Origin of the sequence: Brevundimonas lutea, from assembly GCF_003704105.1 — a bacterium.
Lineage (GTDB): Bacteria > Pseudomonadota > Alphaproteobacteria > Caulobacterales > Caulobacteraceae > Brevundimonas > Brevundimonas lutea.
The window spans coordinates 67,875-94,092 of the sequence record NZ_QUOQ01000005.1; the positions used below are offsets into that span (position 1 = coordinate 67,875).

Below are 26,218 nucleotides of genomic sequence, written 5' to 3' on the forward strand. Positions count from 1 at the left end.
AGCGCCGTTTGCCGGATCGGCTGATCGCCATTCTGACTGTCGAGCACGACTGGCGACTGCTGGTGGCGGCCTGGGCGATAACGACCCTGGCCTCGGCGACCTGTGCGATCCTGGTGCGGCGCGCCGCGCGTTCGCGGGAGGGTCGGAGCGCTCTGCTGTTCTCCACGGTCCTGGTGTTGGCTGCGGCCCTTTGGACCGCGCACATGCTGGTGATGCTGAGCCACGCGCTGGGCGCGCGTCTGGCCGTCGCGCCAGCCGACACGGCATTCGCCTTCGGCCTTGCGGTGCTGGGCTGCGCCGCCGCCTGCAGCCTTTCCCTGCGACGGGGGTGGGCCAAGGCGCTCAGCTCGGGCGCGGCGATGGGCATGGCTCTGGCGGCCATGACCTGTCTTGGCCCCTCCGGTTTGAGAGGCGCACCCGACCTAGTCTGGCGCCTCGACACCCTGGCCGCCATGGCGGCGACCGCCATGGCGGTGAGCGCCTTGGGATTCTACGCGGGGCGGCGGTGGGCGCGGCGGGGCGCTGTGATCGGCGGTCTGGTCGGCGGACTGAACATTGTCGGAGCGCACCTGGTGGCCCTGTCGGCGGTCAGCCTCGCGCCGGACGCCGCCGAACCGGCCGGGACCGTGATCAGCCAGCTCGGCGTCTGGGTGCTGATCATCCTTGGAGGAGCTGTCGCGGTGGCGGGGGCGACACTCGCCATTTTCGCGACCGTGCTGTCCCGCTCCGCGATGCTGGATCGCCTGCGTGAGGCGATCGACGCCATGCCGGATGGACTGGCGTTCTTCGACGCGGACGACCGGTTGGTGGTGTGGAACGCACGCTATGCGGAGATGAATCCCGAAGCAGCGGAAATTTTGAAGACCGGAAAAAGCTTTGAATCCCTGATCCGCTTTGAACTGGAACAGGGCCATTATCCCGAGGCCGAGGGTTGTGAGGAAGCGTGGCTGTCCGACCGCATGGCCGCCCGGCGTGCGCTCTCATCCACCGTCGAACAGCACACGGCCGATGGCTGTTGGCTCCGTGTCCAGGACCGACGAACGTCGGACGGGGGCCTCGTCACCGTGGTCAACGACATCTCCGACCTGAAGAGGGATGCGGAGGCCCTGGCCCAGGCGCGCGACGCCGCGGAGGCCGCCAACCGCGCCAAGAGCGAATTCCTGGCCAATATGAGCCACGAAATTCGAACACCGCTGAATGGCGTCATCGGCATTTCCGAGGCTTTGGCGACGACGGACCTGGATGTGCGCCAGCGTGAGTTGCTTGATCTGGTGCAGTCGTCCAGCGCGACGCTGAAACAGCTACTGAGCGACATCCTGGATCTGGCGAGAGTAGAAAGCGGGCGGCTTGAAATCGCCACCGAGCCGTTTGATTTGACGCGCGCGGTGAACGAAGCCGGGGGTCTCTACGCCGACGCGGCCGGGGCCAAAGGGCTGCGGCTCGAGATTGAGGTCGGCGGTAGCGCCGACGGCTGGGTCGCGGGTGATTGCGTCCGTCTGAAGCAGGTGCTCACCAATCTGGTCTCCAACGCCGTCAAGTTCACCGATCACGGCCGGGTGGTGCTGCACGCCGAGCGACGCGGCCCACTGGTGCGTTTCACCGTCGAGGATACCGGTGTCGGCTTCGACGCCATGGCGCGCGAGCGGCTGTTCGACAGGTTCGAACAGGCCGACGGCGCCATCACCCGACGGTTCGGCGGCTCGGGACTTGGACTCGCCATTTGTCGCCAACTGACAGAACGGATGGGGGGCGCGCTGGATTGCGAGAGTGAACCCGGCGGAGGCTCCGTCTTCGTTCTGGACATTCCCCTCCCGCCGACCGAGGCGCCGCGCGCCGTGTCTCCGGCGCAGGCCGAGCAGGATGCGATTGTCGGGCCGCTTTCCGTGCTTCTGGCCGACGATCACGCCACCAACCGGCGGGTGGTCGAGCTCATCCTCGGCCCCACGGGCGCCCGCGTGACCTCGGTGGAAACGGGTTTCGACGCTCTGGCCGCATTCCGAAATGAAGCCTTCGACATTGTGCTGATGGATATGCAGATGCCCGTGATGGATGGGCTTACGGCCACGCGCGAAATCCGGCTGCACGAAGCGGCTATGGGCCTCCAGCCCACGCCCGTCGTCATGCTGACGGCCAACGCCCTGCCGGAGCATATCGCGGCTGCGGCCGCGGCGGGGGCCGACGCCCATCTCGCCAAACCCTTTTCGGCGGCGGACCTGATCGGTCTGATCGCGCGCGCCGCCGAACCCGCAGCCGCCGAAGCGGCCTGAGGCTCAACGACCCTGAATGGCCGCGACCAGTCGCGCCGACGAGGGACGCCCCGAGGCGCCCGCGCCGGGATCGATGAACACCCGAAGCGTCCCGCCCGAGAGGTTGGCGCCGGCGCGCCTCCCCTGAAGGATCTCCACCCGCCGCACCGAGCGCGCGGCCTCGCGGCTTGCGGGATTGGCGGCCATGGCGATCAGGACATTGGCGGCGCCGGTGGCCGCGTCAGCAACCGTCGCCTCGCTGCCTCGCGGCAATTCGATCGCGAGAAAGAACACGATCCGCCCCAACGCGATGTTGGCGCGGCGGCTCTGGCGTCCGAGATGAGCGGCCAGCTCGGCCGAGCTCATCTGGTCCAGCTCCAGGGGCTCACCGGCCCCAAAAGAGAAGACCGGCGAGCCGGAGGGCGATTGATCCGAGTAGAGCGTCAGCCCTCCCTCCCGGCTGATCCGCAGCACGGTTTCACCGGCATCGTTGCGATAGACGACGTCGCCGCGCGGCGCCGCCTGGGCGCGCAGGGCGAACACCTCCTCCTCATCCTCGAAGCGCAGCAGGGTTCGAGGGCCGCTGCGGTCCAGCACAAAGACCTCCCCCGATGCGCTGGCGTAGCGCGCGATGATCGGCAGACCGCGGCTGAAGACCCGCTGGCCGATCGACCGGTTCTGCTCGGCCTGAACGTTCGAACGCTGCTGAGCGCTTGCCGCAGGCGCGACCCCCATCACGGCGAGGGCCGCCGCGAACGCGAGGGCGAGCGCCCCCACGTCCGACGACCGTGTCGCGCCGGATCGGGTTACAAACTGCATGATCAGCACTAAGCCGTTTCACCCCGGCGGATTTTGGGCGGAACGGCGGTCACCCGACCAGATACTGGCCCCCATTGAGGCTGAGCGTGCAGCCTGTGACATATCCGGCACGCTCGCCCGACAGCCAGGACACCATGTCGGCAATCTCCTCGCCCTTGCCCAGGCGACCCACGGGGATTTGCGCCACGATGGAGTCCAGCACCTTCTGGTCCATGGCGCCGACCATTTCGGTGTCGATATATCCGGGGGCGATACAGTTCACCGTCACGCCCTTGCGGGCGTTCTCAAGCGCCAGGGCCTTGGTGAAACCGATCATTCCGGCCTTGGCGGCGGAATAGTTGGTCTGACCGATCTGACCCTTCTGGCCGTTGATCGAGGAAATGTTGACGATCCGGCCCCAGCCGCGATCACGCATGCCGCCGATGACCTGGCGGGTCATGTTGAAGACGGAGTCCATGTTGACCCGGATCACGTCGGACCACTGTTCCGGCGTCATCTTGTGGAAGAAGCCGTCGCGCGTGATCCCGGCGTTGTTGATCAGCACATCGACAGGGCCCAGCGCCGCCTCGACCTCGGCCACCGCCCGCTGACAGTCCTCGAACGAGCCGACATTGCCCTTGATCACGGTGACGCCGAGCGCATCGGCCGTGGCGCGGGCTGCCTCCTCATTACCGGAATAACCGGCCGCGACCTGGAGGCCGTCCTCTTTCAGCCGCTGCACGATCGCCTTGCCGATGCCGCGGGTGCCGCCCGTCACGAAGGCTGTTCTCGCCATGGTGTATCCTTCCCTGTCGCCGCGATTGAGTTCGAGGCTTGTGTGTCACTTACGTCTTAAGCCTCACGGAGTTGCGACGAAAGATCAGGCAACGTCGCGGCGGCTCCGGCATTACCTTCCTAATGACCCAACAGTTCTCGAGAGCAGCGCTGACGATGAAACTCTTCACGATCATTCCGCTGATGGGTCTGCTGACCGTATCGGCTTGCGCAAGCGGCGCTTCGACGAGTTATCAGTCAGACCTTGAGCGCATGGAAGCTGACTGTCTGGCGCGGGGTGGAACCCTCTCGCCGCGCACAAACGCCACCTACGCCCGGCCCCAAAGCGACTATGTCTGCCAGGTCACGGGCGTCTCTTCAGGTCGGATCCGAGAATAGGCGCCGGTGAGACGTGTCGTCGTCAGTCTTGGCGCGAGCCTGGCAATCAATCTGGCGGGTTGCGTCGCGACGGGTCCATCCGCCCACAGCCGGGAACTGGAGGCGCTTCGTTCGGATTGCGAGGACCGCGGAGGTCTGTTGGCGCTTGCCGTTGGACCGGGCGATGGGCGCCCGGCAACAGATTACGTCTGCGAAGTTCGCGGAGGTGCGTCCCGCCTAAAGCGCTATAACAGAGTTATTCAGGATTTCGGATCGGAGGCCGCAAATTCGCTCAAGGCGTCGATCACGGCGCGGTTCTGGTCTTCCGTGCCGATGGTGACGCGCAGCGCGTCCGTCAGGCCGTACCCTCCCACCGGGCGCACGATAATTCCCTTGGAATTCAAATAATCGTTCGCGGCTTGGGCCGATCGCTTGGGATCGGTGAAGCGGATCAGGACGAAGTTGCCTGCGCTGGGAAGAACTTCGTAGCCGAAACCGCGCAAGGCTTGTGTCAGGCGCGGCCGCCAGGTGTCCACCAGATCACGCGAGGCCTCGACGTGCGCCTCGTCGCCCAGCGCCGCGACGGCCGCCTCGATGCCCGGAACGGACACGTTGAACGGCAGGCGGATGCGGTCCACCGCCTCGGCCACGCCGAGGGGCGCGTAACCGAAGCCGACACGCAGGCCGGCCAGGCCGTGGATTTTCGAGAAGGTGCGGGTCACCACCAGGTTCTGGCTTTCGCGCGCCAGATCGAAGGCGCTCTCCCACGACGGCTCGGTCACGAACTCGGCATAGGCCTCATCGACCACCAGAATGATGCGGCGGGGCAGCTCGTCGTGCAGCCGCCGGATCTCCTCGGCGCTGTTGAAGCTGCCGGTCGGATTTGACGGGTTCGACACATAGACGATGCGGGTGCGGTCATCGACTTGGGCAAGCAGGGCATCGACCTCGGCCTTGAAGTCGGGCTCGGGCGCCAGCTTGACCTCGGCCGAGCAGGCCTTGGCGCTGATCCGATAGGCCAGGAAGCCGTACTGGCCGGTCACGATATTGTCGCCGGGTTCCAGATAGGTCTGGTTCAGCAGGGCGAAGACCTCGTCCGAGCCATTGCCGAAGATCAGCCGTTCGGGCTCCAGCCCATGATGCTCGGCCACGGCGTCTCGCAGCCTGGCGGCGCGGCCGTCGGGATAGAGAGCCAGGTTCTTGATCGCCGCCTCATAAGCCGCGCGCGCCTTCTCGCCGGCGCCCAGGGCGTTCTCGTTGGATGACAGCTTGATCGGTTCGGCGACGCCGGCGATGGCTGACTTGCCACCGACATAGGGCGCGATGTCCAGGATGCCGGGTTTGGGCGTGGGGGTGTCGGTCATCGGCTCTCGCTGTCGATCAGTAGGTCGGGCGGTCAGAAGGTCGGGGCCGCGCCGATGACGCCGGCCAAGTCGCCGGGCAGCCCTGCCAGCCGCCCGTCCTCGCGCTGCACATAGCCCGCCAGCATGAACAGCTTCAAGCCGCCACCGGCGTGCAGCAGTCGCCCGGGCAGGCCGGCGCGGGCCAGGGCGTCCTCGATAACGGGCGTGGCCTCGGCGGAGTCCGTGACCCAAAAACTTCGGTCTTCGCCGGTCGGCCCCGGCGGTTCTGACGCGATCATCAGAGCGGTGGGGCGGCCGTGCGGATCGTCGGGGAGGGCGGCGACCACCGCAAGCGAGGGCCGCACCAAAAGCTTACCCCACCAGGCGCGACCCTCCAGTTCGATCAGGGCCGGGCGGCCGGCCTCGGCGCCGCGCAGCGCCGCCTCGGGATCGGCGGCGACATCGAAGCCGCGCCCGCAGCGGTCTGCCGCCAGGGCGGCGGTATGCGCCGTGACCATCAGCGGCGGTCGCGCGGCCGCCTCTATCCGCCCCCATAGCGCCTTGAGCGCCTCGGCCTCGGCCCTGCTGCGCGCAGCCGTGACCAGGCGTCTCAGGGCGATGGCCTCTGCGTCGCGCGAAAGAGTCGGGGCCCGCATCCTCGCCGCCAGGGCCAGGCCGAGGTCCGCGTCCAGCGCCAACCGCGCCTCGTCGAGATGCGGCTCCTCGAGCATCAGAACAGCTTGGGCGCGGGGGCGATGGGGAAGGCGCCGAGATAGGCGCGGCCGTCGCGGAAAATCAGCTCCAGCTCTACCGGCCGTGCGGTATCCGGCGTCGGTGCCGGTGCGGCGGGGGCACCCTCGACCTGGCCGGAGGCGTCGCGACCGGCGAGGCTATCTAGCATTGGTGTGGCGCGACGTGCGTCCAGCGTGACCACACCCTGCAACCGTCCGTCCTCCGACAGTGTCAGCACCGGGCTGGTCATCAGGGCCTCGGCGTCGCCGGCGCGGACCTCGCCCTTGACCGTCTGGAATCGACCGCCGGCCGCGCTCCAGGCCGCCAAGGCCGTCGGGATGTCGGCGCCGCGCAGAGCCTCGGCGTCGTCCACCACGGCCTCGACCAGCAGATCCAGCCGCGCGTCGGCGGTCATGCGATCAATCGGCCCCTGCGGCCGGCCGCGCGCCCCTTCCAGGCGGAAAAAGACGTCGATCTGTCGACCCGGACTGGAGGGTTCGTCGTCTCGCACCTGATGCTGGCGCAGGTGCACCTCCACCCGATCGGCCCCGGACAGCGGAAAGGGTTGGGACCCCGGCAGCGCCGTGAATTCAGGCTCGACCAGCTGCAGCGCAAACGTCGGCTGCGGGGCTGTCAGACGCGTGACGCTGGCACGGGCCGCTCCGCCCCCGATCGCCACTCGTCCCTTGTCCTCGCCGCGCGTCAGCACCAGGCCCTCCTCGGCGACGGCGACCCAGTGGGTCGGGGCGTAGGCGTTGGCCTCGGCGATCATGCGAGGCGTCGAGATCGCATGGCCGGACGGCGCGGCGATGGTGACGTGCCGGGCCTCGAACCGTGCGCGGAACGGCCATCCCGAGATGCGCTGATCATGCCACTCGACCGTCCAGCCGCGCTCGCGCAGCCCCTCGGCCCGGGCCTCGATCTCGCCTTCTACCCGGTTGACCAGCCAGAACCACCAGCCGGTCCAGGCCACCAATCCGACAATGAGCAGGACGAACAGCCCGGCCATCGGCGATGGCCCGGATCGGCGCGGGCGGGGAGCGGAGGTGTCGGCGGCCATGGGGCCTCTTAAGCAGGTTCAGGGGCCTGCAGGAACGCCTGAACCTGCTCGATGGCTTCGACGAGAGACAAGCGCTGCAGTTCGCAGCCCGGCGGCAGGCTGGCGAACAGGCGAGTCGGGGCGGCGGCGTCGAGCATCAGGAACACACCCTTGTCGTCGGCCCGGCGGATCAGGCGGCCAAAGGCCTGGGCGATGCGGGCGCGTGCCAGAGCGTCGTCATAGCGCGCGCCGCCGAACCGCTCTCGCCGCGCCTTGTGCAGCAGGTCGGGGCGCGGCCAGGGCACCCGGTCGAAGGCCAGCAGGCGCAGGGACCGGCCGGGGACATCCACCCCGTCCCTGACCGCATCAGTGCCCAGAAGACAGCTGTCTTCCTCGGCCCGGAAGATATCGACCAGGGCGCCGACCTCCAGCGGATCGACGTGCTGGGCGTAGAGGGGCAGTCCATGGCGAGCAAGCTCCGGCCCCAACCGCTCATAGACCGCCTTCAGCCGGCGGATGGCGGTGAACAGGCCCAGGCTGCCGCCGCCCGCCGCCAGAAACAGCTCGCGCATGGCCGCCGCTGTCTGACGCGGATCATCCTTGGCCACGTCGGTGACGACAATGACCCGGCTGTTGGCCGCGTAATCGAACGGGCTCTCGACCTTCAGGGTGCGCGGCGGTTCGATCAGCCGGGCCGAGCCGGTACGCAGGCGGGCCAGGTCGAACGGGTCGTCCTGCATCGGGTCTGACAGCGTCGCCGACGTCACAAGAACCCCGTGCGCGGGCATGATCACGGCCGCCTCCAGCGGCACGGTGGGGTCAATCCAGTGGCGACGCAGGGCCACGTCGTGAATGCGGCCAAAGGCGACCTCCGCCGACAGCCAGTCGACGAAATCCGGGTCGGGCTCGGCGCCCGCCTCCTCCAGCGCCTGCAGCATCGACCGCCAGGCCGGCAGAGTCATGCGGGCGCGTCGCTCCAGACCGCGGAGCGACCCCTCGATCCGGGCGCGGGCCGAGGCGTCAAGCTCGGCCGCCTCGTCGTCTAGAATGTCCTCCAGATGACGGGCGAGGGTCAGCAGCGGCGCCTCGATCGCCGCCAACGCCGTTGCCGCGCCGCGCGCCGTTTCAACCAGAGGCTCGATGGCGGGCTGGAGCGCGCATTCCATGCCGAACTCCGGCCCCTGCCGGCTCTCACTGGTCCGTGCCCGGAGCTGTTCCAGGGCGGCGGCGAAGAAGGCCTCGATCGGGCCGATCGGATTGACCTCGCCCGACGGCGGAGCGATGCGGCCAGATATCCCTTCGCCGGGCAGGGCGGCGGCGGCGCGGATGGCGTCGGACAGGGCCTGACGGGCGCTGTCGGTGTCGGCGACCAGTTCGCCCAATCTTTGCTCAAGCCCCCGCCCGCGGCGCCCGCGCCCCTCCGGCCCGCGAATCCAGCGGCGCAGCTCGGCTGTCTCCTGACCCGAGAAGGCGGCGGAAAAAGCGCTGTCGGCGGCCTCGAACAGGTGATGGCCCTCGTCGAACACCACCCGCTTCAGGGTAGCGGTCTCGGCGTCGGCGGCCTGGCCCCGCGCCCGCCGCGCGCCGTCGAAGGCGGCCTGGGTCATGACCAGGGCGTGATTGGCCACCACCAAGTCGGCGCGGCGGCTGGCGCGGATGGTCTTTTCGACGAAACAGGTCCGGTAGTGCGGGCAGGCGGCGTGGACGCACTCGCCGCGCCGGTCGACCAGATTGGCCGCCCCCGCCTGGGCGCCCGCGCCGACCGCGAACAACCCCGGCAGCCAGCCGGGGAAATCGCCGCCGGTCATGTCGCCGTCGCGGCTGTGCATGGCCCAGCGGGCGGCCAGCGCCACGCCGATGAGGTCGCCGTTGCCCAGCTGGGCCGACTGCGCCATGTCCTGCAGGTTCAGCAGGCAGAGATAATTCTCACGGCCTTTCCGGACCACGGTCTTGCGGCGCCGCTCAGCCTCGTCAGGCCACAGGGCGTGGCTCTCGCGATCGATCTGCCGCTGAAGCGCACGGGTATAGGTCGAGATCCAGGCCGCCCCCTGATTGCGCTCGGCCCAGACCGAAGCCGGGGCCAAATATCCCAGCGTCTTGCCCGTCCCGGTGCCCGCCTCGGCCAGCAGGACGCGCGGCCGGCCCTCCTCGTCGCGCGGCGAGAAGGCGAAGGCGGCTTCGGCGGCGTAGTCGGACTGGGTCGGGCGGGTCTCGTCCAGTCCCGAGGCCTGCAACAGTTTGTCCAGCCGGATGCGGGCGCTCTCGGAATCGACCGGCGCCGAGCCCGCCTCGCCGCGCGGCGCCTCGTCCTCCCACTCCGCCAGCCGCGACCAGACATCGAGCCCCGAGCCGCGATGGCGGCGTTCGCGCAGCGGACTCGACGCCAAGGCTGCGGTGACGCGCGGTCCCCAGGCCCAGCCGGCGCGGTCCAGGGTTTCGGCCAGGGTGAAGGCGGCTTCCCGCTCCGGATAGGCAGGATCGGCGAGTTCGGCCAGCAGGGTCGCCGCCGCGTCGCGCAGCGCCGCCGCCTGGGCCTCGGCGCCGCGCGGCTCCTCCAGACCCAGGCCCAAGGCCAGCCCGGACGGGGAGGGGGCGCAGAAGGTCGCGGGCCGGACGAAGGCCCACAGCTCCAGCACGTCCAGAAGGTCGCGGCTGCGTGGCGGCGGGGCAAGCCCCAAGCGACGCGCCGTCAGACCGGCGTGGGCGACCAATACCGGGCCGCCGGTGAATATGCCCTCCGCCGCGCCGCGCCCGATGCGGCGCGCGCCCTCCTCGTCGCATACCGCGCCCGCCCCGGGCGGCACGGCCAAGGCCGGCGGCAGGGGCTCAGCGGGTCTGGCGATGCGCGGGGGCGCGGTCTCGACGATGGCGGTGGGCAGAGTCACCGCTTGGATATAGCGGTTAAGCAGCCGAAACGGAACGGGAACATCTGGCGCGCGGCCGGGTGACCGCCTATCGTGACTGCATGGCCTCCTCCCGCCCGCCGATCGCGCCCGAACCGCTGAAGCCGCCTTTGGGGCTACTGGGCGCGGGGGCGCTGATCCTCATCCTGATCGCCGGCCTCTTGTGGTGGGCCAATGGGTCGGAGTGGGCGGCGCAGGATCGTTGCCTCAATTCGGGCGGCCGCTGGGTCGAGGGCGCGTGCGATACGAGCGCGGACGCGGGAGCCGCGTGACCACCCTTCCCCCTCTGTTCGCCGACTGGTTCGCGTCGCGGGGCTGGGCGCCGCGCCGGCATCAGCTGGAGATGGTCGCGGCCGCCGAGGCCGGGCGCCACGCCCTGCTGGTCGCGCCGACCGGTGGCGGCAAGACCCTGGCCGGCTTCCTGCCCAGTCTGATCGAACTGGCCGAGCGGGGTCCGAAGCCGGAGAGCGGACCGGGGTCTGGCATCCACACCCTGTACCTCTCGCCGCTCAAGGCCCTGACCACCGACGTCGAGCGCAACCTGATGGCGCCGATCCGTGAGATCGGGCTGAACATCCATGTCGAGAGCCGCACCGGAGATACGAAGCAGTCCAAGCGCCAGCGCCAGCGCGACTTCCCGCCCGACATCCTGCTGACCACGCCCGAGCAGCTGGCGCTATTCTGCGCCTGGGAGGGATCGCGCGCCTATTTCGCCGATCTCAAATGCGTGGTGCTGGACGAGGTCCACGCCATCTGGAGCGGCAAGCGGGGCGATCTGCTGAACCTCGGGCTGGGGCGGCTGCAGACCTTTTCGCCAGGCATGCGCCGGGTGGCCCTGAGCGCCACGGTCGAGGATCCTGATCTGATCCGGGACTGGCTGAGCCCCAGGACTGGAGGCGCACCCTCGGCCTCCGATGTCCAGCTCGTCCTCGGTGATCCCGGCGCGCCACCGGTGATCGATGTGCTGGTGTCCGAAGGGCGCGTTCCATGGGCCGGGCATACCGGCACCCACGCCATTCCCGAGGTCTATCAGGCGATCCGCCAGGCCGGCCTCGCCCTGATCTTCGTCAACACCCGCTGGCAGTCGGAATTCGTGTTCCAGCAGCTGTGGGCCATCAACGAGGACAATCTGCCCATCGCCCTGCATCACGGCTCCCTGGCGGCCGAGCAGCGTCGAAAGGTGGAGGCGGCCATGGCGCGGGGCGACCTCAGGGCGGTGGTCTGCACCTCTACCCTCGATCTCGGCATCGACTGGGGCGATGTGGATCTGGTCATCCAGCTGGCGGCGCCCAAGGGATCGAGCCGCCTGGTCCAGCGCATCGGCCGCGCCAACCACCGGCTGGACGAGCCCAGCCGCGCCCTGCTGGTGCCAGCCAGCCGATTCGAGATGCTGGAGTGTCAGGCGGCGCGCGAGGCCGTGGCCGCCAACGCCTTTGACTGGGAGCCGGTGCATATCGGCACGCTCGACACCCTGGCCCAGCACATCATGGGCGCCGCCTGCGGGGAGCCGTTCACGCTCGATGATCTGTATACGGAGATTATTGGCTGCGGCCCCTACCGCGACCTGTCGTGGGAACGGTTCGAGGAGGTGGTCGATCTGGTCGCCACCGGCGGCTACGCCCTGCGCACCTATGATCGCTTCGCCCGGATCGTGAAGGGCCACGACGGTCGCTGGAGGGTCCGCAACCAGATGATCGCCCAGCGCCACCGGATGAATGTCGGGGCCATCGTCACCGCCGGCACGCTGAACGTCCGGGTGGCCTCGCGCCGCGCCGGCGGCAAGCAGCTGATCGGTGGCCGCAAGGTCGGCGAGGCCGAGGAGTGGTATTTCGAACAGCTGACGACCGGCGACACCTTCATCTTCGCCGGTCAGATCTGGGCCTTCATGGGCATCGCCGGCATGGACGCCCTGGTGGTCCCATCCAAGGCGACGGAGCCCAAGATCCCGTCCTGGGGCGGGTCGAAGTTTCCGCTGTCGACCTCCCTGGCCGACCGGGTGCGGTCGATGGTCGAGGATCGCGACCACTGGCGTGTCCTGCCGCCCGATGTGCAGGAATGGCTGGAGCTTCAGGAAGCCCGTTCGGTCATCCCCGGCCGCGACGCCATGCTGATCGAGACCTTCCCGCGCGGGACGCGCCACTTCCTGGTGGCCTATCCGTTCGAGGGACGCCTCGCCCACACCACCCTGTGCATGCTGCTGACGCGCCGTCTGGACAGGTTGGGCGTGGGCCCGCTGGGGTTCGTGGTCACCGACTATGCGCTCGCCGTCTGGTCGATCCGCGACATGGCCGGGCTGGACTGGAACGCCCTGTTCCAGGAGGACATGCTGGGCGACGATCTGGAGGCCTGGCTGGAGGAAAGCTTTATGATGAAGCGCACCTTCCGCAACTGCGCCCTGATCTCCGGCTTGATCGAGCGCCGCATGCCGGGCCAGGAGAAGACCGGTCGGCAGGTGACCTTCTCCACCGATCTGATCTACGACGTGCTCCGCCGCCATCAGCCCGATCATCTGCTGCTCCGCGCCGCCCGCGCCGACGCCGCCTCCGGGCTGCTGGACGTGCAGCGGCTGGGGCAGTTGCTCGGTCGCATTCGGGGACGAATTCGGCACGCGCCGCTGGACAAGCCGTCGCCCTTTTCGGTGCCCGCACTGGTGCAGATCGGGCGCGAGCGGGTCGGCGGCGACGCCGCCGAGATGATCCTCGAGGACTCCGCCGAGGCCCTGATCGCCGAGGTGATGGGCGAAGAGGTCGCGGCGTGAACGCGGCGCTGAGAGAGCGGCTGGTCCCCCGGATGGCGGCCTGCGGGTCCCTGACCGTGCGCATCGAGGGCGAGTCGGCGCGGCTGCGCTGTTCGGGGGCGATGTGGCTGCCGGAGCATGGCGTGCTGATCGCCGCCGACCTGCATCTGGAGAAGGGTTCGGCCTTCGCCGCGCGCGGCCAGATGCTGCCGCCCTACGACAGCCGCGCGACCCTGGACCGGCTGGAGGCCGAGATCGCCCTGCTCGACCCCCGCGCCGTCGTCCTGCTCGGCGACAGCTTCCACGACGCCCGCTCGATCGCACGAATGGCGGCCGAGGACCGGGCGCGGCTGGATGTCATGGCTGTGGGTCGCGACTGGATCTGGGTGGAGGGCAATCATGATCGCGAGGCTCTGCTCGCCCCCTCGCCCCTGCCGGGCGTGGTGGTCGAGACCCTCACGGTCGGCGCTCTGACCCTGACCCACGAGCCGCTGCCCGGGCCGCGTCCCGGCGAGGTCGCGGGGCACCTCCACCCCTGCGCCCGGGTGGTGCGGCATGGCCGGGGCGTGCGTCGCGCCTGCTTCGTGACGGACGGCCGACGGATCATCCTGCCGGCCTTCGGGGCCTTCACCGGAGGCCTGAGCGTGCGCGACGCGGCCTTTGACCGAATGTTCGAACATCCCCCGATGGCCGCCGCGCTCGGCCGCGATCGCGTCCATGCCCTGGCCTGGAGCGCCGTGGGCTGAGCGCGCTTGCCAAGCCGCGTCGCTCGCGTCACCGTCCGGCCATGGCCCAGCATCCTCCCGCCGACGGCGCCCGATACGCCTCGTTCGAGGCCTTCTATCCGTATTACATCCACGAACATTCCAACCGGATCTGCCGCCGCATCCACGTCGTGGGGACAGGGTTGGTGATCGTGGCCTTCGCCATCGCCATCATCAGCCTGAACGCCTGGTGGCTGCTGGCCATGCCGCTGATCGGCTACGGCTTCGCCTGGGTCGGGCATTTCTTCTTCGAGAAGAACCGGCCGGCGACGTTCAAATATCCGCTGTGGAGCCTGATGGGGGACTTCCGGCTTTTCTTCGAGACGGTCTCGGGACGGCGAGCCTTCTAGGCCGCCCAGGCCTCCGCCAGGATTTCGAACGATCGGAGCCGCGCCGCCGGGTCCCAGATCTGGCTGGTGACCATGACCTCGTCGGCGCCGGTGTCGGTGACGAAGGCCTCCAGACGCGACCGCACCGTCTCTGCCGAGCCGACCGCCGAACAGGCCAGGGCCTGATCGATCATGGCGCGGGCCGCGGGATCCAGCGCCTCGGCGTAGCCGGGCAGGGGGCGAGGCAGCTTGCCGGGGTTGCCGGTGCGCAGGTTGACGAAGGCCTGTTGGATCGAGGTGAACAGGTCGCGCGCCTCGGCGTCGGTGTCGGCGGCGAAGACGTTGAAGCCCAGCATCACATGCGGCGCCGTCAGCCGTTCGGACGGTCGGAAGGTGCGGCGATAGACGTCGAGCGCCCGGTGCATTTCGCCCGGCGCGAAATGGCTCGCGAAGGCGTAGGGCAGGCCCAGATGCGCGGCCAGCTGGGCGCCGTAGAGCGACGAACCCAGGATCCAGATCGGCACGTCCTGGCCCTCGCCCGGCACGGCGATCACGCGCTGGTCCGGCTGGGCCGGCGCGAACCAGTGCATCAGCTCCATCACGTCGTTGGGAAAGCTGTCGACATCGCCCGAGAGCGTTCGCCGCAGCGCCCGCGCCGTGGCCTGATCAGAACCCGGCGCGCGACCCAGGCCCAGGTCGATCCTGCCGGGATGAAGCGCGTTCAGGGTACCGAACTGTTCGGCGATCTGCAGCGGCGCGTGATTGGGCAGCATGACCCCGCCGGCGCCGACGCGGATGGTCGATGTGCCCGCCGCGACATGGGCGATGACCACGCTGGTCGCCGCCGAGGCGATCCCCGGCATGGAATGGTGCTCGGCCAGCCAGAAGCGTTTGAAACCGAGCGTCTCGGCGCGCTGCGCCAGGGTCAGGGTGTTGGCCAGGGAGGCGGACACGTCCGACCCCTCCGGCACGGGCGACAGGTCGAGGACGGACAGGGGAATGCGCGGGGAGGTCATGGCCGCCATATGGGTTGGCGTCCGCCCGCGCCCAACTCCGGAACATGGCCTTTTCGCGGCGAGGGGGTTGGCCCAGCCCGAAACGCGCTGCTACCCCTTGCCGCATGGAAACCGGCGTCTTCATCTCTCTCGCCCTGTATTTCGTGCTGATGCTGGGCATCGGCGTCTATGCGTGGAGGACCTCCACCGGCGACGTCGAGGGCTATATGCTGGGCGGGCGAAAGCTGGGGCCGTGGGTCACCTCGCTGTCGGCGGGCGCGTCCGACATGAGCGGCTGGATGCTGATGGGGCTGCCGGGGGCGATGTTCCTGACCGGCCTGTCGTCGGCGTGGATCGCGGTCGGCCTGTTCGTCGGCGCCCTGGCCAACTACCTGATCGTCGCCCCGCGGCTGCGCGTCTATACCGAGGTGGCGCGCGACGCGATCACCATCCCGGACTATTTCGACAAGCGGTTCGAGGACGGATCGCGGATGCTGCGGGTCATCTCGGCCCTGGTCATCGTGGTGTTCTTCACCCTTTACACCTCGTCCGGACTGGTGGCCGGCGGCAAGCTGTTCGAGAGCGCCTTCGGCCTCGATTACGGCCTGGGCCTGTGGGTCACGGCGGGGGTGGTGCTGGCCTACACCATGGTCGGCGGCTTTCTGGCGGTCAGCCTGACCGACTTTGTCCAGGGCTGCATCATGTTCGTGGCCCTGATCCTGGTGCCGATCGTGGCGATGAGTTCGGTCGGCGGACCCGGCGAGGTGGCGGCGGTGGCCAACGGGGTGGATCCGGCCCTGCTCAACATGTTCCGCGACTTTTCGATCATCGGCCTGATCTCGGCCCTGGCCTGGGGGCTGGGCTATTTCGGCCAGCCGCACATCATCGTGCGCTTCATGGCCATCCGCTCGGTGCGCGACATCCCCGCCGCCCGCAACATCGGCATGAGCTGGATGCTGGTCACCCTCTTGGGCGCGCTGGGCACCGGCCTGGCAGGTCTGGCCTACGCCACCACCAACGGCATCGAGGTGGCCGACGCCGAGACCATCTTCATCATCCTGTCCGACATTCTGTTCGACCCGTTGATCACCGGCTTCCTCTTGGCCGCGATCCTGGCCGCGATCATGAGCACCATCTCGTCGCAGCTGCTGGTGTCCTCCAGCTCCCTGACCGAGGACTTCTATGCGGTGTTCCTGAGAAAGAGCGCGCCGCAGAAGGAGCTGGTGATGATCGGCCGGCTGGCGGTGCTGGCCGTGGCTCTGGCCGCCATCGCCCTGGCCTATGATCCGAACAGCAATGTGCTGGGCCTCGTGTCCAACGCCTGGGCCGGCTTCGGCGCCGCCTTCGGGCCCTTGGTGATCCTGTCGCTGACCTGGCGGCGGATGACCCGCAACGGCGCCCTAGCCGGCATGATCGTGGGCGCGGTTACGGTGCTAATCTGGATCTTCGCCCCGATCGGCCCGGGCGGAGCACCCCTGTCCGGCGTGATCTACGAAATGGTGCCGGGCTTCCTGCTCAGCTTCCTGACCATCATTGGGGTCAGCCTGGCGGACAAGGCCCCGCCGGCGCCGGTCGTCGAGACCTTCGAGCGGGTCGAGGCGGAGCTGGCCGAGGCGCGGCGACCCGCCGCCGGCTAACGCGGACGAAAAAGGGCGGACCCGGCGGGTCCGCCCCTGTTCGATCGCCGCTGTCGTCCGATCAGGTCAGGACGACGATCGCCACGCGGCGGTTCTGCGACCGGCCTTCACGGCTGTCGTTCGGCGCCACCGGCGATTCAGAGCCATAGGAGATGGTCGACATGCGGTTCAGGGCGATGCCGCCCTGGCTGAGATAGCGACGCACGGCCTCGGCCCGTTGTTCACCCAGTCGGACGTTAACCTCTTCCGGCCCGGTGGCGTCTGTGTGGCCCTGAATCTCGAGGAAGACGTTGCGGTTCTCGGACTTCAGCCGGTTGGCCAGCTCGGCCAGGCGCTGCTGGGCCTCGGGCGACAGCTCGTCGCCATTGACCGGGAATTTCACCGAGTCGTCGGACAGCACCACCTCATAGAGGAACTTGCCCTCGGCCAGCTGGTGGGCGGCGTTGGCGCGCTGCAGGGCCTCGCCGGCCGTGCCCTCGACGCGGGCGACGCGGGTTTCGGTCTGGCCCAGACGGGCGTCGGTCTGGTCCACGCGGGCGTCGACCACGGCGATGTTGTCGCGAACGAAACGGTGGCTGGCGCAGGCCGAGGCGGTCAGGCCCAGCGCGACGGTCGCGCCGATCAGCGTGCCCGTGCGAAGGATGGATCGGTTCAAGATGGTCTCCTGGTTTTCCTAGGCGTGCGTCCAGTCGTCGCGCGCGGCCCTTAGAAAGCGAGCCGCTCACGGCCATGTGATGACAGGTATGGGGCGGCAAATTGTCCGGTTCGCCCCAGATCGGACGAAAATCACGGGTCGGTTGCAGACGCCGTTCAACCGACGCGGATCGCCCTGATTCTGTCTCGATCACACGATCAACCTTGAAGCGGAATGGATGATCTGCGTTCTCCGAAACGAAATACTCGCCGCCGGATGCTGGCCGCGTTCGGCAGCGCCGCACTGCATTGCGGGCTGCTGTCGCTGATCCTGCTGGCGCGGCCGGAGCCGCCGGAAATCCTGCCGGTCGTTCAGGTCACTCTCGTGTCGCCCGAGCCGCCGGCTCCGGCGCCCGGGGCGGGCGGGGGAGACGAGGGCGGCGAACCGGGAGGCGGAGGCGCGCCCGCCCAGGCTGAAGCACCGGAGGCGGCCGCTGCGGAGGCCGCCGCCAGAACGCCGGTGGAGCCACAAGCTCAGCCGACCCCTCAGCCACGCCCCGCGCCCACCCCTGAACCACGCCCGGCGCCCCGGCCGGACCCGCAGCCGACCCCGCCACGCGAGCGTCCCGCGTCCCCAAGTTCTCAGACGGCCCAGCTCGATGCGGAGGCCGAGCCCGCGCCACGACCCGCGCCGACCGTGGGCCATGGCGAACTGGCCGGGGCGATGCGAGCGGGCTCCGGCGCCGGGACCGGACCGGGTTCGGGGCGCGGCTCTGGATCGGGCGTGGGGGCCGGCACGGGCGCGGGGTCCGGCTCGGGGGGTGGTGGGCGCTGTGACATGGTGCGGCGGCTTCAGGACACGGTGCGCGCCTCCGCCAGCGTTCGCGCCGAGATCGCCCGGGTCCACGCCGCCGCGCCATCCGGTCGAACGCCCCTGATCTGGAACGGCGCCTGGGTGCGCAGCGACGGCCAGGATGGCGAGGGGCTGGCCGCCGTGCGTCAGGCCATCGCCGTCGAGGTCGGTTTCGCTCCGGCCGAGTGCAAGGCTCCGCCGATGCGGGGGTTGGTGCTGTTGACGCTGGCGGATGCGCCCGGCGCGCCCGCGATCGCGCTGGGGACCGGCGCCTGGCGCTGGAGCGACCTGCTTCAGGCGCGACGGTGAGCCCTCGCCTCTTTACGCGAGCCCGGCAAACCCCCTAAGCCAGAGCCTATGAAGCTCGCATCCCTGAAGTCCGGCCGTGACGGCCATCTCGTCGTCGTCTCCAACGACCTGGCCTGGTACACCGACGCCGCCCTGATCGCCCCCACGCTGCAAGCCGCGCTCGACGACTGGGAACGGGTCGAGCCGGAGCTGCGGGCCTTGGCCGAGAGCCTGGAGCACGGCGGCGCCCCGCGCGAGCGGTTTCATGAGCGAGAGGCCGCCGCGCCCTTGCCCCGCGCCTATCAGTGGGCCGACGGCTCGGCCTATGTGAATCACGTCGAACTGGTCCGAAAGGCGCGCGGCGCCGAAATGCCCGCCAGCTTCTGGACCGATCCCCTGATGTACCAGGGCGGATCCGACGGGATGCTGGGTCCGCGCGATCCGATCCCGCTGGCCGACGAGGCCTGGGGCTGCGATCTGGAGGCCGAGATCGTGGTGGTCACCGGCGATGTGCCGCAGGGCGTCGATCCGATGGCCGCGCGCGATCACATCCGCCTGATCGGCCTGGTCAACGACGTGTCGCTGAGGAACCTGATCCCGGCCGAGCTGGGCAAGGGCTTCGGCTTCGTCCAGTCCAAGCCCGCCAGCGCCCTGTCGCCCGTGTTCGTTACGCCCGACGCCCTGGGTGACCGCTGGAAGGACGCCAAGCTCCACGGCGCGCTGGAGGTCGAGATCAACGGCCAATCCTTCGGCCGCGCCGACGCCGGTGTCGACATGACCTTCGATTTCGGCGTTCTGATCGCCCATCTGGCGAAGACCCGGCCGCTGGGCGCCGGCACGATCATCGGCTCCGGCACGGTGTCGAACAGGGGCGCCGACGGCGGCCCCGGCAAGCCGGTCAGCGAAGGCGGTCTCGGCTATTCCTGCATCGCCGAGGTCCGCACCGTCGAGACGATTCAACGCGGCAAGCCGGAAACGCCCTTCCTGCGCCACGGCGACACCGTCCGCATCGAGATGCGCGACGACCGTCACCACACCGTCTTCGGCGCCATCGAGCAGGCGGTCGAGGCGGCCTGACCGTGCCCGCCGCCCGAGCGAGTCTCGCCTCGGTTTTCGCGCTCGTCCTGAGCATGGCGGCGCCGCCCACGACCGGCCAGTCGGTGACGGACCCGCCGGCTTGCGACGGCCCGGTGACGCAACTCGACGAAATCGTCGTGACCGCGCGCCGCGCCGACATGCCGATCTGGGAAGTCTCGGACGGGGACTCCACGGTCATCCTCGCCGGCGCCATCTCCGGCGTCCCCAAGGACTACGCCTGGCGAAGCGACGCCCTCGAGGCGGCGACGCGGCGGTCGGACAGAATTCTGTATCCCCAGCAGGGCCGGCTGTCGGTCGGCGACATTCTGCGCCTGATCTGGCGCATTCGCACCGTGGCCGGACTGCCGGCCGACCGGACCACGGCGGACTATCTTCCGCCAGACATTCAGGCCCGGGTCGACACGGTCATGGCCGATGCGCGTAACGAAAGCTGGCGGCGGCGAAGCCTTCTGAGCCTGGGCCTCGATCTGATGGAAAAGTCGGGATACGAGCAGCGCGGCTACGGCGCGGCCGATGTGGTTCGTCGCGCGGCCCGCGAAGCCCGGATTCCCGGCGATCCCGTGGGCACGGTGCGAGGCGACGACATCATCGACAATCTCATCACCGCGCCGCCTGAAACCCATGCGCCCTGTATCGAACAGGCGGTCGGCGCGGCGGAGGTCGGTCCGGCCGGGGCGAGCGCACGGCTGGACGATTGGCGGGCGCGACGCGTGCCCGACGTTCTCACCAGTCCTCTGGATCGGGCGCTGAACGTCTGCTGGCCCAGCGGCGACGCCGATATCGCGCATCTGCTCCGTCGCCAGTGGTCCGACGCCATTCGCGCGGCGCTGGAGCAACCGGGCGTGACCCTGGCGGTGGTCCAGTTGCGTGTCCTGGCCGAGCCCGCCGGCGTCCTCGATCAGCTTCAGGCCGAAGACCGGGAGATCATCGGACCGGACTGGCGGGCGGACTGACGCGCGCCGACTTGTCGCCAGCAGCAGCGAGCGAGACCGCGACATCCAGCGCGGCGTCGGCGGGGACGGCTACGTCCGGCGCGACTCCGACCCCCTCCCAATTACCGCCTGTGCGGGGGTGGCGCGCCTCAGCCAGGGGCATGACCACCGAGAAATGCGGCCCTGCGTCCATCATGCCACTGGGATTAGCGCCCCCGCCGGTGGTCTCGCCGATGATCGTCGCGCGGCCCTCGGCGCGGAGGTCGTAGGCGAGCTCCTCGGCGGCCGAGAAGGTGGCGTTCGAGGTCAGCACAAAGATCGGTTGGGACGGGAAGGTCGGGCGGGCCACCGTGTCGGACCACCGACGCTGGACCGCCCGCTCGGGCAATTGAACGCAGGCGTCGGGCCGATCGGCCGGCGGCGGCGCGCACTGGCGGTGATAGAGGGTCGCGAGCTCGATCGGGGCCGGGACCAGGTGGCCCATCAGTCGGTTCAGCGCCGCCTCCCCTCCGCCGCCGTTCCCCCGCAAGTCGAGGATCAAGGCACGCGCGCCGCTGATCTCCGCCAGCACGGCGTCGATGGCGCCGGCGACATCCGGGTGTCCGCTGAACCGATTCAGCTTCACATAGGCGACGTCGCCCTCCAGCAGGCGAACCTCGGCCAGGCCGAAGCGGTCTCGCGCCTCCACTTCGGCCATCTGATCCGGCGAGGGTGGGGCCGAGAGCGCTTCGTCGGCGGAGCGCGGCTGTTCGCGCCACAGCTGCAGATGCTTGTCGCGCGACGCCCCCAGCAGCGCCCGGTTCACGGCCGCGCGGAAAGCCTCGTCATCCTCCAGAGCCAAGAGGACCTCACGGTCCGCAGCCAGCCGCGCCAGGATGTCGGGCTTGCGCCCAGCCATGACGTAATGGTCGAGGCGTCGGGCCAGAATATCCAGCGCCTCGACGCGGTCGGCGCGGTCAAGCGGCTCGGCAAGCGCCGGCGAGGCGCAGGTCGACGCCATCAGGGCGATGATCATCGCCTTCAGGGGCGAGCGGTGGGGCAGGCGGCGCATGGCGTCTCTCCATCAATCTCGAGGAGAGGCGCGCCGACGATCTCGCGGATGCGACCGCAGGATTAAGCTTTGGTCATCAGGCGATCAGCCGTCCGTCCAGGGCGGCGAGGCTGAGCGGAGCGCGGCCCGGCGCACGGACGGCCTCGACATCGATCAGGCGCAGTTCGGTGATGTCCTTCAGGCCCACACCCTTGAGGCTAAGCGGCTGTACGAGGCCCAGCATCCGGTCGGCCGCGCCGGAGGGACCGCGCAGGGGGCAGAGCGCGACCTCAACGGGCTCTTCGCTTTCGCCCATCTCGGCGACGACGATGATCGGTCGACCTTCGCGAAAGGCGCGAGTCACCGCCCGGTGGGCGTCCAGGCGGCTGGCCCGATCCCACAGGGGAAGCCAGTGCACGCCGCGCAGCGAGCCGCCGAACAGTCGCTCGACCCAGGCGCCGGCCAGGCGAAAGCCGAGACCGGTCTCGGTCTGCTCGGCCATGAAGATCTGCGGCAACAGGTCCGACAGCACTGTCGGGTCCAAACTGGCGCGCGAGGGAATGCGATGCGCCTCGGGCAGGTCGCTCCAGGCCTGGATGACCCGCTGTGTTCCGGAATGGGACATGATCGCCTCCTTTTCCGGAGATTTCGCAAGGCGCGGGCCGTTCGCGGGCGATTCATCGCCTGTCGGGAGAAACGGAAACGAAAGACTGTCGTGATCTGATGCGGATTGAGACGGCCCCGTTCTTGCTGGATGGCGTCCGACACAATTTCTGGGAGCCGACCCATGCGGGTAAGGACAAAGACCTGGTTGCCGGCCGCGCTCGGCGTAATCGCTCTGGCGGCCTTTGCCGGTGAAGCACAGGCTGCGGGCGGACCGCCTCATGACGGCGGCGGCGGTGGTTGCTGCAAGCCGCCTCCCCCTCCGCCCCCGCCTCCGCCGCCACCCCCGCCTCCGGGCCCGGGTTGCTGCACCCCGCCACCGCCGCCCGTGTGCTGCGGTAACGGCGGCAATGTGAACGTCAATGTGAACGTCAACGCCAGCGCCTCGGCGCGGGCGGGCGCCAGCGCCCGAGCCGGTTCGACCGTCTATGTCGGCGGCGGCGGCGGCGCTTATTTCAACGTCGACCAGCCCTATCCCACCGTCATCTCCGGCCTGAACGTCGGCGCGGCGGCGGTGAACCAGGTGATCCAGGTGCCTTACGAGGAGATGCGCAGCTTTTACAAGCGCGTGGTCATCCAGGCCGTCTGCATCGACGATCGCAACGTGCCGCATCCGGCCAGCCAGGTGCGCCCGGACCGAGACGTAATGGGCGATTATGACGGCGAGCTCTATCGCTGCCTGGCCGGTACGCGCCTGCAGTGGACCTGGGCGGAATATGTCGACACCGTCAGCTTCGACGGCGGCGAGACCACCACCTGCGCCAAGGGCGAGGCCCTTTATCACGGCCGCGGCGGCAAGCTGGAATGCCGCACCCAGAAACGCGAGCGGGACTGCAACGAACGCTCTCTGCTGCGTCGCTACGGCGCCGGCATCAAGGTGCTGGAGATCTACCGCGAGGAGATCATCACCGCCTATCGCGAGGAAGTGGTCCAGGTCGCGGGCGAACAGATCACCGGCGCCTCGATCATGCTGGACGGGGGCGTGGGCGGCCGGGTGTTCTGATTGAACACCGCGTTCACCCGAGGGTCATATAAGCCCCTGTAAAATCTGGGTATCGTCGGCTCCGTCGGCGAACCTTGGGAACTTCAACGGCCCCGGTCCGCATGGATCGGGGCCGCTTTTCCATTCACAGACGGGTGCGCAGCGACCAAAGCTCCGGAAAGGCCCGGCGGTTCAGGGTCGAGGCCAGATAGTCGACGCCCGCCGTGCCGCCCGTGCCCCGACGGCGGCCGATGATCCGTTCGACCGTCACGACATGCTTGTGCCGCCAGGTCAGCAGGGCGTCGTCCAGATCCATCAATTTTTCGGCCAGCTGATAGAGCGCCCACCACCGCTCGGTGTCGCGATAGACCTCAAGCCAGGCCGCTTCGACCCCCTCGCTGGCCTCATAGGGCCGCGAGACGTCGCGATCGAGCACCTCGGCCGGAACAGGCAGACCGGCCGCCGCCAGTTGCGCCAGGGCGTCGTCATAGAGGCTGGGCCGGGCCATCGCGTCGGCCAGAGCGGCGTGGGCCGCGGGCCTGTCCTCGTGGAACGCGAGGAACTTGTCGTCCTTGATACCCAGCATGGCCTCCAGCCGGCGGAACTGGTCGGACTGGAAACCGGAGGATGCGCCCAGCTCACCGCGAAAACGCAGATAATCGGCCGGGGTCATGGTGGCCAGGATGTCCCAGCTCTGGGTCATCACCGCCTGGATGCGGCTGACCCGCGCCAGGCTCTTGTAGGCGGGCACCAGATCGCCGGCGTGGACCAGCCGCTGGGCCAGTCCGACCTCGTGCAGGATCTGCTTGAGCCACAGCTCCTTGGTCTGGTGGATAATGACGAACAGCATCTCGTCATGTTCGTCGCTGAGCGGGTTCTGCGCGCCCAGAAGGGTATCCAGCGTCAGATAGCGGGCATAGGTCATGGACGGGGGCGCGGCGGCCCGGTCATCGGTGTCGGTCGTCATGCGCGGGACCCTAGAAGGCGTCGCGGACGGACGCCAGCGGCTCCACCGAGCTACCCGACCAGTTCGACGCCGGGTCCGCCGGTCGAGGGACATTCCAGGCCATGCAGCCGCAGATCGGCCTGACCCAGCTTCAGGCCCAGGGTGTCGAGCAGCGGATTGAGCACACCATCCAGCACCGGCCCCAAGGGCGTCAGCAGGGCCGTGGCCGCGCCCGCCAGACCGCCAAGACCCAACCCCAGTCCCAGCGCCTGAACTTCGATATCGAGACGGCCGAGCAGGGTCGAGACCAGAGAGCTGCCAGCCTCGCGCGTACTGGCGGTGCGGATGCGTTCGGCGGCGATGTCGGCCTCGGAAAAGGTGAGCGGCTGGAACCCCTGGTTGGCCATCTCGACGTCGGCCCGCGCCTTGACCCGCACCAGGCCGGCGACGGAGACCAGGGTCGTCTGTGACGGCGCCAAGGGTCGCTTGAAGTCAGAGAGGGCGTCGTCGTCCACATCGCCGACCCAGGCGCGGGCCAGGCCGGGCCGCGCCTCCAGAGTCACGCGATCGGCCTGGCAGTCGATCTCGGCCAGGCGCGCTTCGGACGCCGCCAGCTCCACCACCACCGGCAAGGTCACCTGGGCCAGACCGGCGAGGGACTGGGCGGTGCGCGCCCTGAGCCTCAACCGCGCCTGAGCGGTGCGGATCACCGGCTGCCCATCGCCCGTCACCGCCAGCCACGGCGACCCGTTCGGACGCTCGCCGATCGCCAGGTCGATGTCCAGGTCCGCCAGCCCGGCCCGAGCGCCCAGGTCCAGCATCAGCTGGCGATCGCCATTGCCGATCTCCAGCACCGTCGAGGCCAGGTCCAGGGCCGAGAGCTCGAGTCCCAAGCCGGGCGTCTCCATCAGCTCTCCGGCGACCAGATCGCCGATTGTCAGCGACCGCCCTCTGGTGGCGTCGGCAATGCGGCCGACCGCCCGGCCGGCCCGGTCGTCGCCGAGCAGGGTCTCCAGCACCGACAGGGCGCGGCCGGCCTCGACCTCTGTGGCCAGCACCTCATCATATCCCGCCGCCTCGAGGCCAAGCTCGGTCTTCAAGGCGTCCATCCAGCGGAACAGCGAAACGTCGGCGTCGGCCAGGGCTTCGTAGTCCATCACATCGAGACCGATCTGCCCGCCGGCCAGTCCCGACAGCAGCGCATTGGCCACGCCCCCCTCCAGTCTCGCCACACGGGAGCCGATGGAGAAGGCGGCGCGGGGCTCGCTGGCGACCCGACTGGCGATGGCGCGTCGCGTAACAGCGACAGGCTTGAGGCCCAGCGCGCGGCCGAAATAGAGCGGCGCCGTTGAGGTCAGGGTCACCTTCGCCGCACTGGCCTGCTCGTGGTCCGAGGGCGAAAACCTTTCCGACCGGTCGAGCTCGCGCCTTGGGCGATAGACGCCGAGTTCGACCTCGACGGTGTCTACGCGGCCGTTCGCCTGCGCCGTGGCCTCGGCGCCTTCCTTCGCCCGGACCAGGTCAGTCGCGGCTGTCAGGGCCGCCAGATCTGCGACGCCCTGCAGCCTTCGAGCTTCCAGGGCGACCGTGCCGAGATCGACCGACAGTGCCGCTACTGCCGCGATGATGCTGGATGCAACGGCCGTTATCACGGCGGTCGCTCCGCGCCTGTCATGGATGAGGGGTCTCATCAGTAGCCGCCTGTCCGGATGATGGCCGTGCGGGTGATGACCTGCGGGGGCGACGGAGTCAGACTCGAGAGGATGAGGATGGGGTGGCCCGCCACGTCGTAGCGGACATCAACACGGATCACAGAGCTGTTGCTCGTGACGTCGACCACGGCCCGCTCCGCGGGCAAGCCGACGACAGCTTCGCCCTGGTCGGCGACGTAAGCCCGCGCCAGGCTGCGACGCTCCGTGGCATCAAGCCCGCCCAAGGCCGCGCGTGCGCTTTCGGATGCGAGCGATTGAACGCCTTGAGCCAACCAGAGCCACCCGCCCCAAACAACGATGCTCGCGAGTACGAGCATGAGCAGGGGAACGATGATCGCGAACTCAACCGCGGCGACGCCGCCACGGCGGCGGGAAACCAGCTGACCCATCACAAATATCCCGTATC

23 protein-coding genes are annotated in these 26,218 nt (G+C 69.2%); 10 read left to right on the forward strand and 13 right to left on the reverse strand.

Features of this window, described 5'->3' with window-relative positions:
• Positions 1 to 8 precede the first annotated feature (8 nt).
• A complete protein-coding gene (locus tag EES48_RS10170) occupies positions 9 to 2,267 on the forward strand; it encodes a hybrid sensor histidine kinase/response regulator (protein ID WP_122466392.1) in 2,259 nt (752 codons plus the stop codon).
• A gap of 3 nt (positions 2,268 to 2,270) precedes the next feature.
• On the opposite strand, the gene EES48_RS10175 is transcribed toward EES48_RS10170, so the two are convergent.
• From EES48_RS10175 to EES48_RS10200, 6 genes are all read right to left on the reverse strand, one after another.
• On the reverse strand, positions 2,271 to 3,065 hold the full coding sequence (locus tag EES48_RS10175; protein ID WP_162998111.1) for a DUF4908 domain-containing protein: 795 nt from the start codon (positions 3,063 to 3,065) through the stop codon (positions 2,271 to 2,273).
• 49 nt (positions 3,066 to 3,114) lie between these two features.
• On the reverse strand, positions 3,115 to 3,840 hold the full coding sequence (phbB, locus tag EES48_RS10180) for an acetoacetyl-CoA reductase (RefSeq protein WP_122466398.1): 726 nt from the start codon (positions 3,838 to 3,840) through the stop codon (positions 3,115 to 3,117).
• A 616-nt stretch (positions 3,841 to 4,456) separates the two neighbouring features.
• Complete coding sequence (gene hisC / locus EES48_RS10185; protein WP_122466400.1) at positions 4,457 to 5,560, reverse strand: histidinol-phosphate transaminase; 1,104 nt, start codon at positions 5,558 to 5,560, stop codon at positions 4,457 to 4,459.
• Between the two features lie 32 nt (positions 5,561 to 5,592).
• Positions 5,593 to 6,270: a hypothetical protein gene (locus EES48_RS10190; RefSeq protein ID WP_122466403.1), complete on the reverse strand. Its 678-nt coding sequence runs from the start codon at positions 6,268 to 6,270 to the stop codon at positions 5,593 to 5,595.
• Positions 6,270 to 7,331, reverse strand: a complete 1,062-nt coding sequence (locus EES48_RS10195) for a DUF2125 domain-containing protein (protein WP_122466405.1) — start codon at positions 7,329 to 7,331, stop codon at positions 6,270 to 6,272. The genes EES48_RS10190 and EES48_RS10195 overlap by 1 nt, the downstream gene beginning before the upstream one ends.
• Positions 7,332 to 7,339: 8 nt before the next feature.
• Positions 7,340 to 10,189: an ATP-dependent DNA helicase gene (locus tag EES48_RS10200; RefSeq protein ID WP_240623331.1), complete on the reverse strand. Its 2,850-nt coding sequence runs from the start codon at positions 10,187 to 10,189 to the stop codon at positions 7,340 to 7,342.
• A 65-nt stretch (positions 10,190 to 10,254) separates the two neighbouring features.
• On the opposite strand from EES48_RS10200, the gene EES48_RS10205 reads away from it, so the two are divergent.
• From EES48_RS10205 to EES48_RS10220, 4 genes are read left to right on the forward strand one after another with little or no spacing between them, the layout of a single operon-like run.
• The gene (locus EES48_RS10205; RefSeq protein WP_122466408.1) at positions 10,255 to 10,485 is read left to right on the forward strand and encodes a hypothetical protein; all 231 of its coding nucleotides are present in this window, start codon (positions 10,255 to 10,257) and stop codon (positions 10,483 to 10,485) included.
• On the forward strand, positions 10,482 to 12,971 hold the full coding sequence (locus EES48_RS10210) for a ligase-associated DNA damage response DEXH box helicase (RefSeq protein WP_122466411.1): 2,490 nt from the start codon (positions 10,482 to 10,484) through the stop codon (positions 12,969 to 12,971). Before EES48_RS10205 ends, EES48_RS10210 begins: the two co-directional genes overlap by 4 nt.
• Positions 12,968 to 13,696: a ligase-associated DNA damage response endonuclease PdeM gene (gene pdeM, locus EES48_RS10215; RefSeq protein WP_122466414.1), complete on the forward strand. Its 729-nt coding sequence runs from the start codon at positions 12,968 to 12,970 to the stop codon at positions 13,694 to 13,696. The genes EES48_RS10210 and pdeM overlap by 4 nt, the downstream gene beginning before the upstream one ends.
• A 41-nt stretch (positions 13,697 to 13,737) precedes the next feature.
• Entirely contained in the window at positions 13,738 to 14,064 is a 327-nt protein-coding gene (locus EES48_RS10220) for an Mpo1-like protein (protein ID WP_122466417.1), read from the forward strand.
• Here the strand turns inward: EES48_RS10220 and EES48_RS10225 are convergent.
• Positions 14,061 to 15,059 (reverse strand): LLM class flavin-dependent oxidoreductase, encoded by a 999-nt coding sequence (locus EES48_RS10225; protein WP_122466923.1) that lies wholly within the window; start codon positions 15,057 to 15,059, stop codon positions 14,061 to 14,063. The genes EES48_RS10220 and EES48_RS10225 overlap by 4 nt on opposite strands.
• Positions 15,060 to 15,163: 104 nt before the next feature.
• On the opposite strand from EES48_RS10225, the gene putP reads away from it, so the two are divergent.
• Entirely contained in the window at positions 15,164 to 16,675 is a 1,512-nt protein-coding gene (putP, locus tag EES48_RS10230) for a sodium/proline symporter PutP (RefSeq protein ID WP_122466419.1), read from the forward strand.
• Positions 16,676 to 16,736: 61 nt separating this feature from the next.
• On the opposite strand, the gene EES48_RS10235 is transcribed toward putP, so the two are convergent.
• Complete coding sequence (locus tag EES48_RS10235; RefSeq protein ID WP_122466422.1) at positions 16,737 to 17,330, reverse strand: OmpA family protein; 594 nt, start codon at positions 17,328 to 17,330, stop codon at positions 16,737 to 16,739.
• Between the two features lie 255 nt (positions 17,331 to 17,585).
• On the opposite strand from EES48_RS10235, the gene EES48_RS14865 reads away from it, so the two are divergent.
• The 3 genes from EES48_RS14865 to EES48_RS10260 are packed head-to-tail and all read left to right on the forward strand — an operon-like array spanning position 17,586 to position 20,500.
• A complete protein-coding gene (locus tag EES48_RS14865) occupies positions 17,586 to 18,470 on the forward strand; it encodes a hypothetical protein (protein ID WP_162998112.1) in 885 nt (294 codons plus the stop codon).
• A 48-nt stretch (positions 18,471 to 18,518) separates the two neighbouring features.
• Positions 18,519 to 19,526, forward strand: a complete 1,008-nt coding sequence (locus tag EES48_RS10255; protein ID WP_122466431.1) for a fumarylacetoacetate hydrolase family protein — start codon at positions 18,519 to 18,521, stop codon at positions 19,524 to 19,526.
• Between the two features lie 2 nt (positions 19,527 to 19,528).
• Positions 19,529 to 20,500, forward strand: a complete 972-nt coding sequence (locus EES48_RS10260) for a TraB/GumN family protein (protein WP_122466434.1) — start codon at positions 19,529 to 19,531, stop codon at positions 20,498 to 20,500.
• On the opposite strand, the gene EES48_RS10265 is transcribed toward EES48_RS10260, so the two are convergent.
• Both EES48_RS10265 and EES48_RS10270 read right to left on the reverse strand, forming a co-directional pair.
• On the reverse strand, positions 20,472 to 21,530 hold the full coding sequence (locus EES48_RS10265; protein ID WP_122466436.1) for a S41 family peptidase: 1,059 nt from the start codon (positions 21,528 to 21,530) through the stop codon (positions 20,472 to 20,474). The genes EES48_RS10260 and EES48_RS10265 overlap by 29 nt on opposite strands.
• Positions 21,531 to 21,606: 76 nt before the next feature.
• Complete coding sequence (locus EES48_RS10270; protein ID WP_162998113.1) at positions 21,607 to 22,134, reverse strand: PAS domain-containing protein; 528 nt, start codon at positions 22,132 to 22,134, stop codon at positions 21,607 to 21,609.
• A 366-nt stretch (positions 22,135 to 22,500) separates the two neighbouring features.
• Here EES48_RS10270 and EES48_RS10280 point away from each other — a divergent pair, with 366 nt between their 5' ends.
• Positions 22,501 to 23,175 (forward strand): hypothetical protein, encoded by a 675-nt coding sequence (locus EES48_RS10280; RefSeq protein ID WP_122466441.1) that lies wholly within the window; start codon positions 22,501 to 22,503, stop codon positions 23,173 to 23,175.
• 124 nt (positions 23,176 to 23,299) lie between these two features.
• Here the strand turns inward: EES48_RS10280 and EES48_RS10285 are convergent, their stop codons facing one another.
• The 3 genes from EES48_RS10285 to EES48_RS10295 all read right to left on the reverse strand — a co-directional run bounded on the left by EES48_RS10285 (position 23,300) and on the right by EES48_RS10295 (position 26,201).
• Positions 23,300 to 24,079, reverse strand: a complete 780-nt coding sequence (locus EES48_RS10285; RefSeq protein ID WP_122466925.1) for a tryptophan 2,3-dioxygenase — start codon at positions 24,077 to 24,079, stop codon at positions 23,300 to 23,302.
• A gap of 92 nt (positions 24,080 to 24,171) precedes the next feature.
• Complete coding sequence (locus EES48_RS10290) at positions 24,172 to 25,752, reverse strand: TadG family pilus assembly protein (RefSeq protein ID WP_205679433.1); 1,581 nt, start codon at positions 25,750 to 25,752, stop codon at positions 24,172 to 24,174.
• Positions 25,753 to 25,790: 38 nt separating this feature from the next.
• Positions 25,791 to 26,201, reverse strand: a complete 411-nt coding sequence (locus tag EES48_RS10295) for a TadE/TadG family type IV pilus assembly protein (protein WP_122466447.1) — start codon at positions 26,199 to 26,201, stop codon at positions 25,791 to 25,793.
• Positions 26,202 to 26,218 lie beyond the last annotated feature (17 nt).

What these genes read in the sequence shown, in the direction of transcription:
- EES48_RS10175 (WP_162998111.1), bottom strand. Translation starts at nt 3,065, where the DNA reads ATGCAGTTTGTAACCCGATCCGGCGCGACACGGTCGTCGGACGTGGGG.
- phbB (WP_122466398.1), bottom strand. Translation starts at nt 3,840, where the DNA reads ATGGCGAGAACAGCCTTCGTGACGGGCGGCACCCGCGGCATCGGCAAG.
- hisC (WP_122466400.1), bottom strand. Translation starts at nt 5,560, where the DNA reads ATGACCGACACCCCCACGCCCAAACCCGGCATCCTGGACATCGCGCCC.
- EES48_RS10190 (WP_122466403.1), bottom strand. Translation starts at nt 6,270, where the DNA reads ATGCTCGAGGAGCCGCATCTCGACGAGGCGCGGTTGGCGCTGGACGCG.
- EES48_RS10195 (WP_122466405.1), bottom strand. Translation starts at nt 7,331, where the DNA reads ATGGCCGCCGACACCTCCGCTCCCCGCCCGCGCCGATCCGGGCCATCG.
- EES48_RS10220 (WP_122466417.1), top strand. Translation starts at nt 13,738, where the DNA reads ATGGCCCAGCATCCTCCCGCCGACGGCGCCCGATACGCCTCGTTCGAG.
- EES48_RS10225 (WP_122466923.1), bottom strand. Translation starts at nt 15,059, where the DNA reads ATGACCTCCCCGCGCATTCCCCTGTCCGTCCTCGACCTGTCGCCCGTG.
- putP (WP_122466419.1), top strand. Translation starts at nt 15,164, where the DNA reads ATGGAAACCGGCGTCTTCATCTCTCTCGCCCTGTATTTCGTGCTGATG.
- EES48_RS14865 (WP_162998112.1), top strand. Translation starts at nt 17,586, where the DNA reads ATGCTGGCCGCGTTCGGCAGCGCCGCACTGCATTGCGGGCTGCTGTCG.
- EES48_RS10255 (WP_122466431.1), top strand. Translation starts at nt 18,519, where the DNA reads ATGAAGCTCGCATCCCTGAAGTCCGGCCGTGACGGCCATCTCGTCGTC.
- EES48_RS10265 (WP_122466436.1), bottom strand. Translation starts at nt 21,530, where the DNA reads ATGCGCCGCCTGCCCCACCGCTCGCCCCTGAAGGCGATGATCATCGCC.
- EES48_RS10270 (WP_162998113.1), bottom strand. Translation starts at nt 22,134, where the DNA reads ATGTCCCATTCCGGAACACAGCGGGTCATCCAGGCCTGGAGCGACCTG.
- EES48_RS10285 (WP_122466925.1), bottom strand. Translation starts at nt 24,079, where the DNA reads ATGACCTATGCCCGCTATCTGACGCTGGATACCCTTCTGGGCGCGCAG.
- EES48_RS10295 (WP_122466447.1), bottom strand. Translation starts at nt 26,201, where the DNA reads ATGGGTCAGCTGGTTTCCCGCCGCCGTGGCGGCGTCGCCGCGGTTGAG.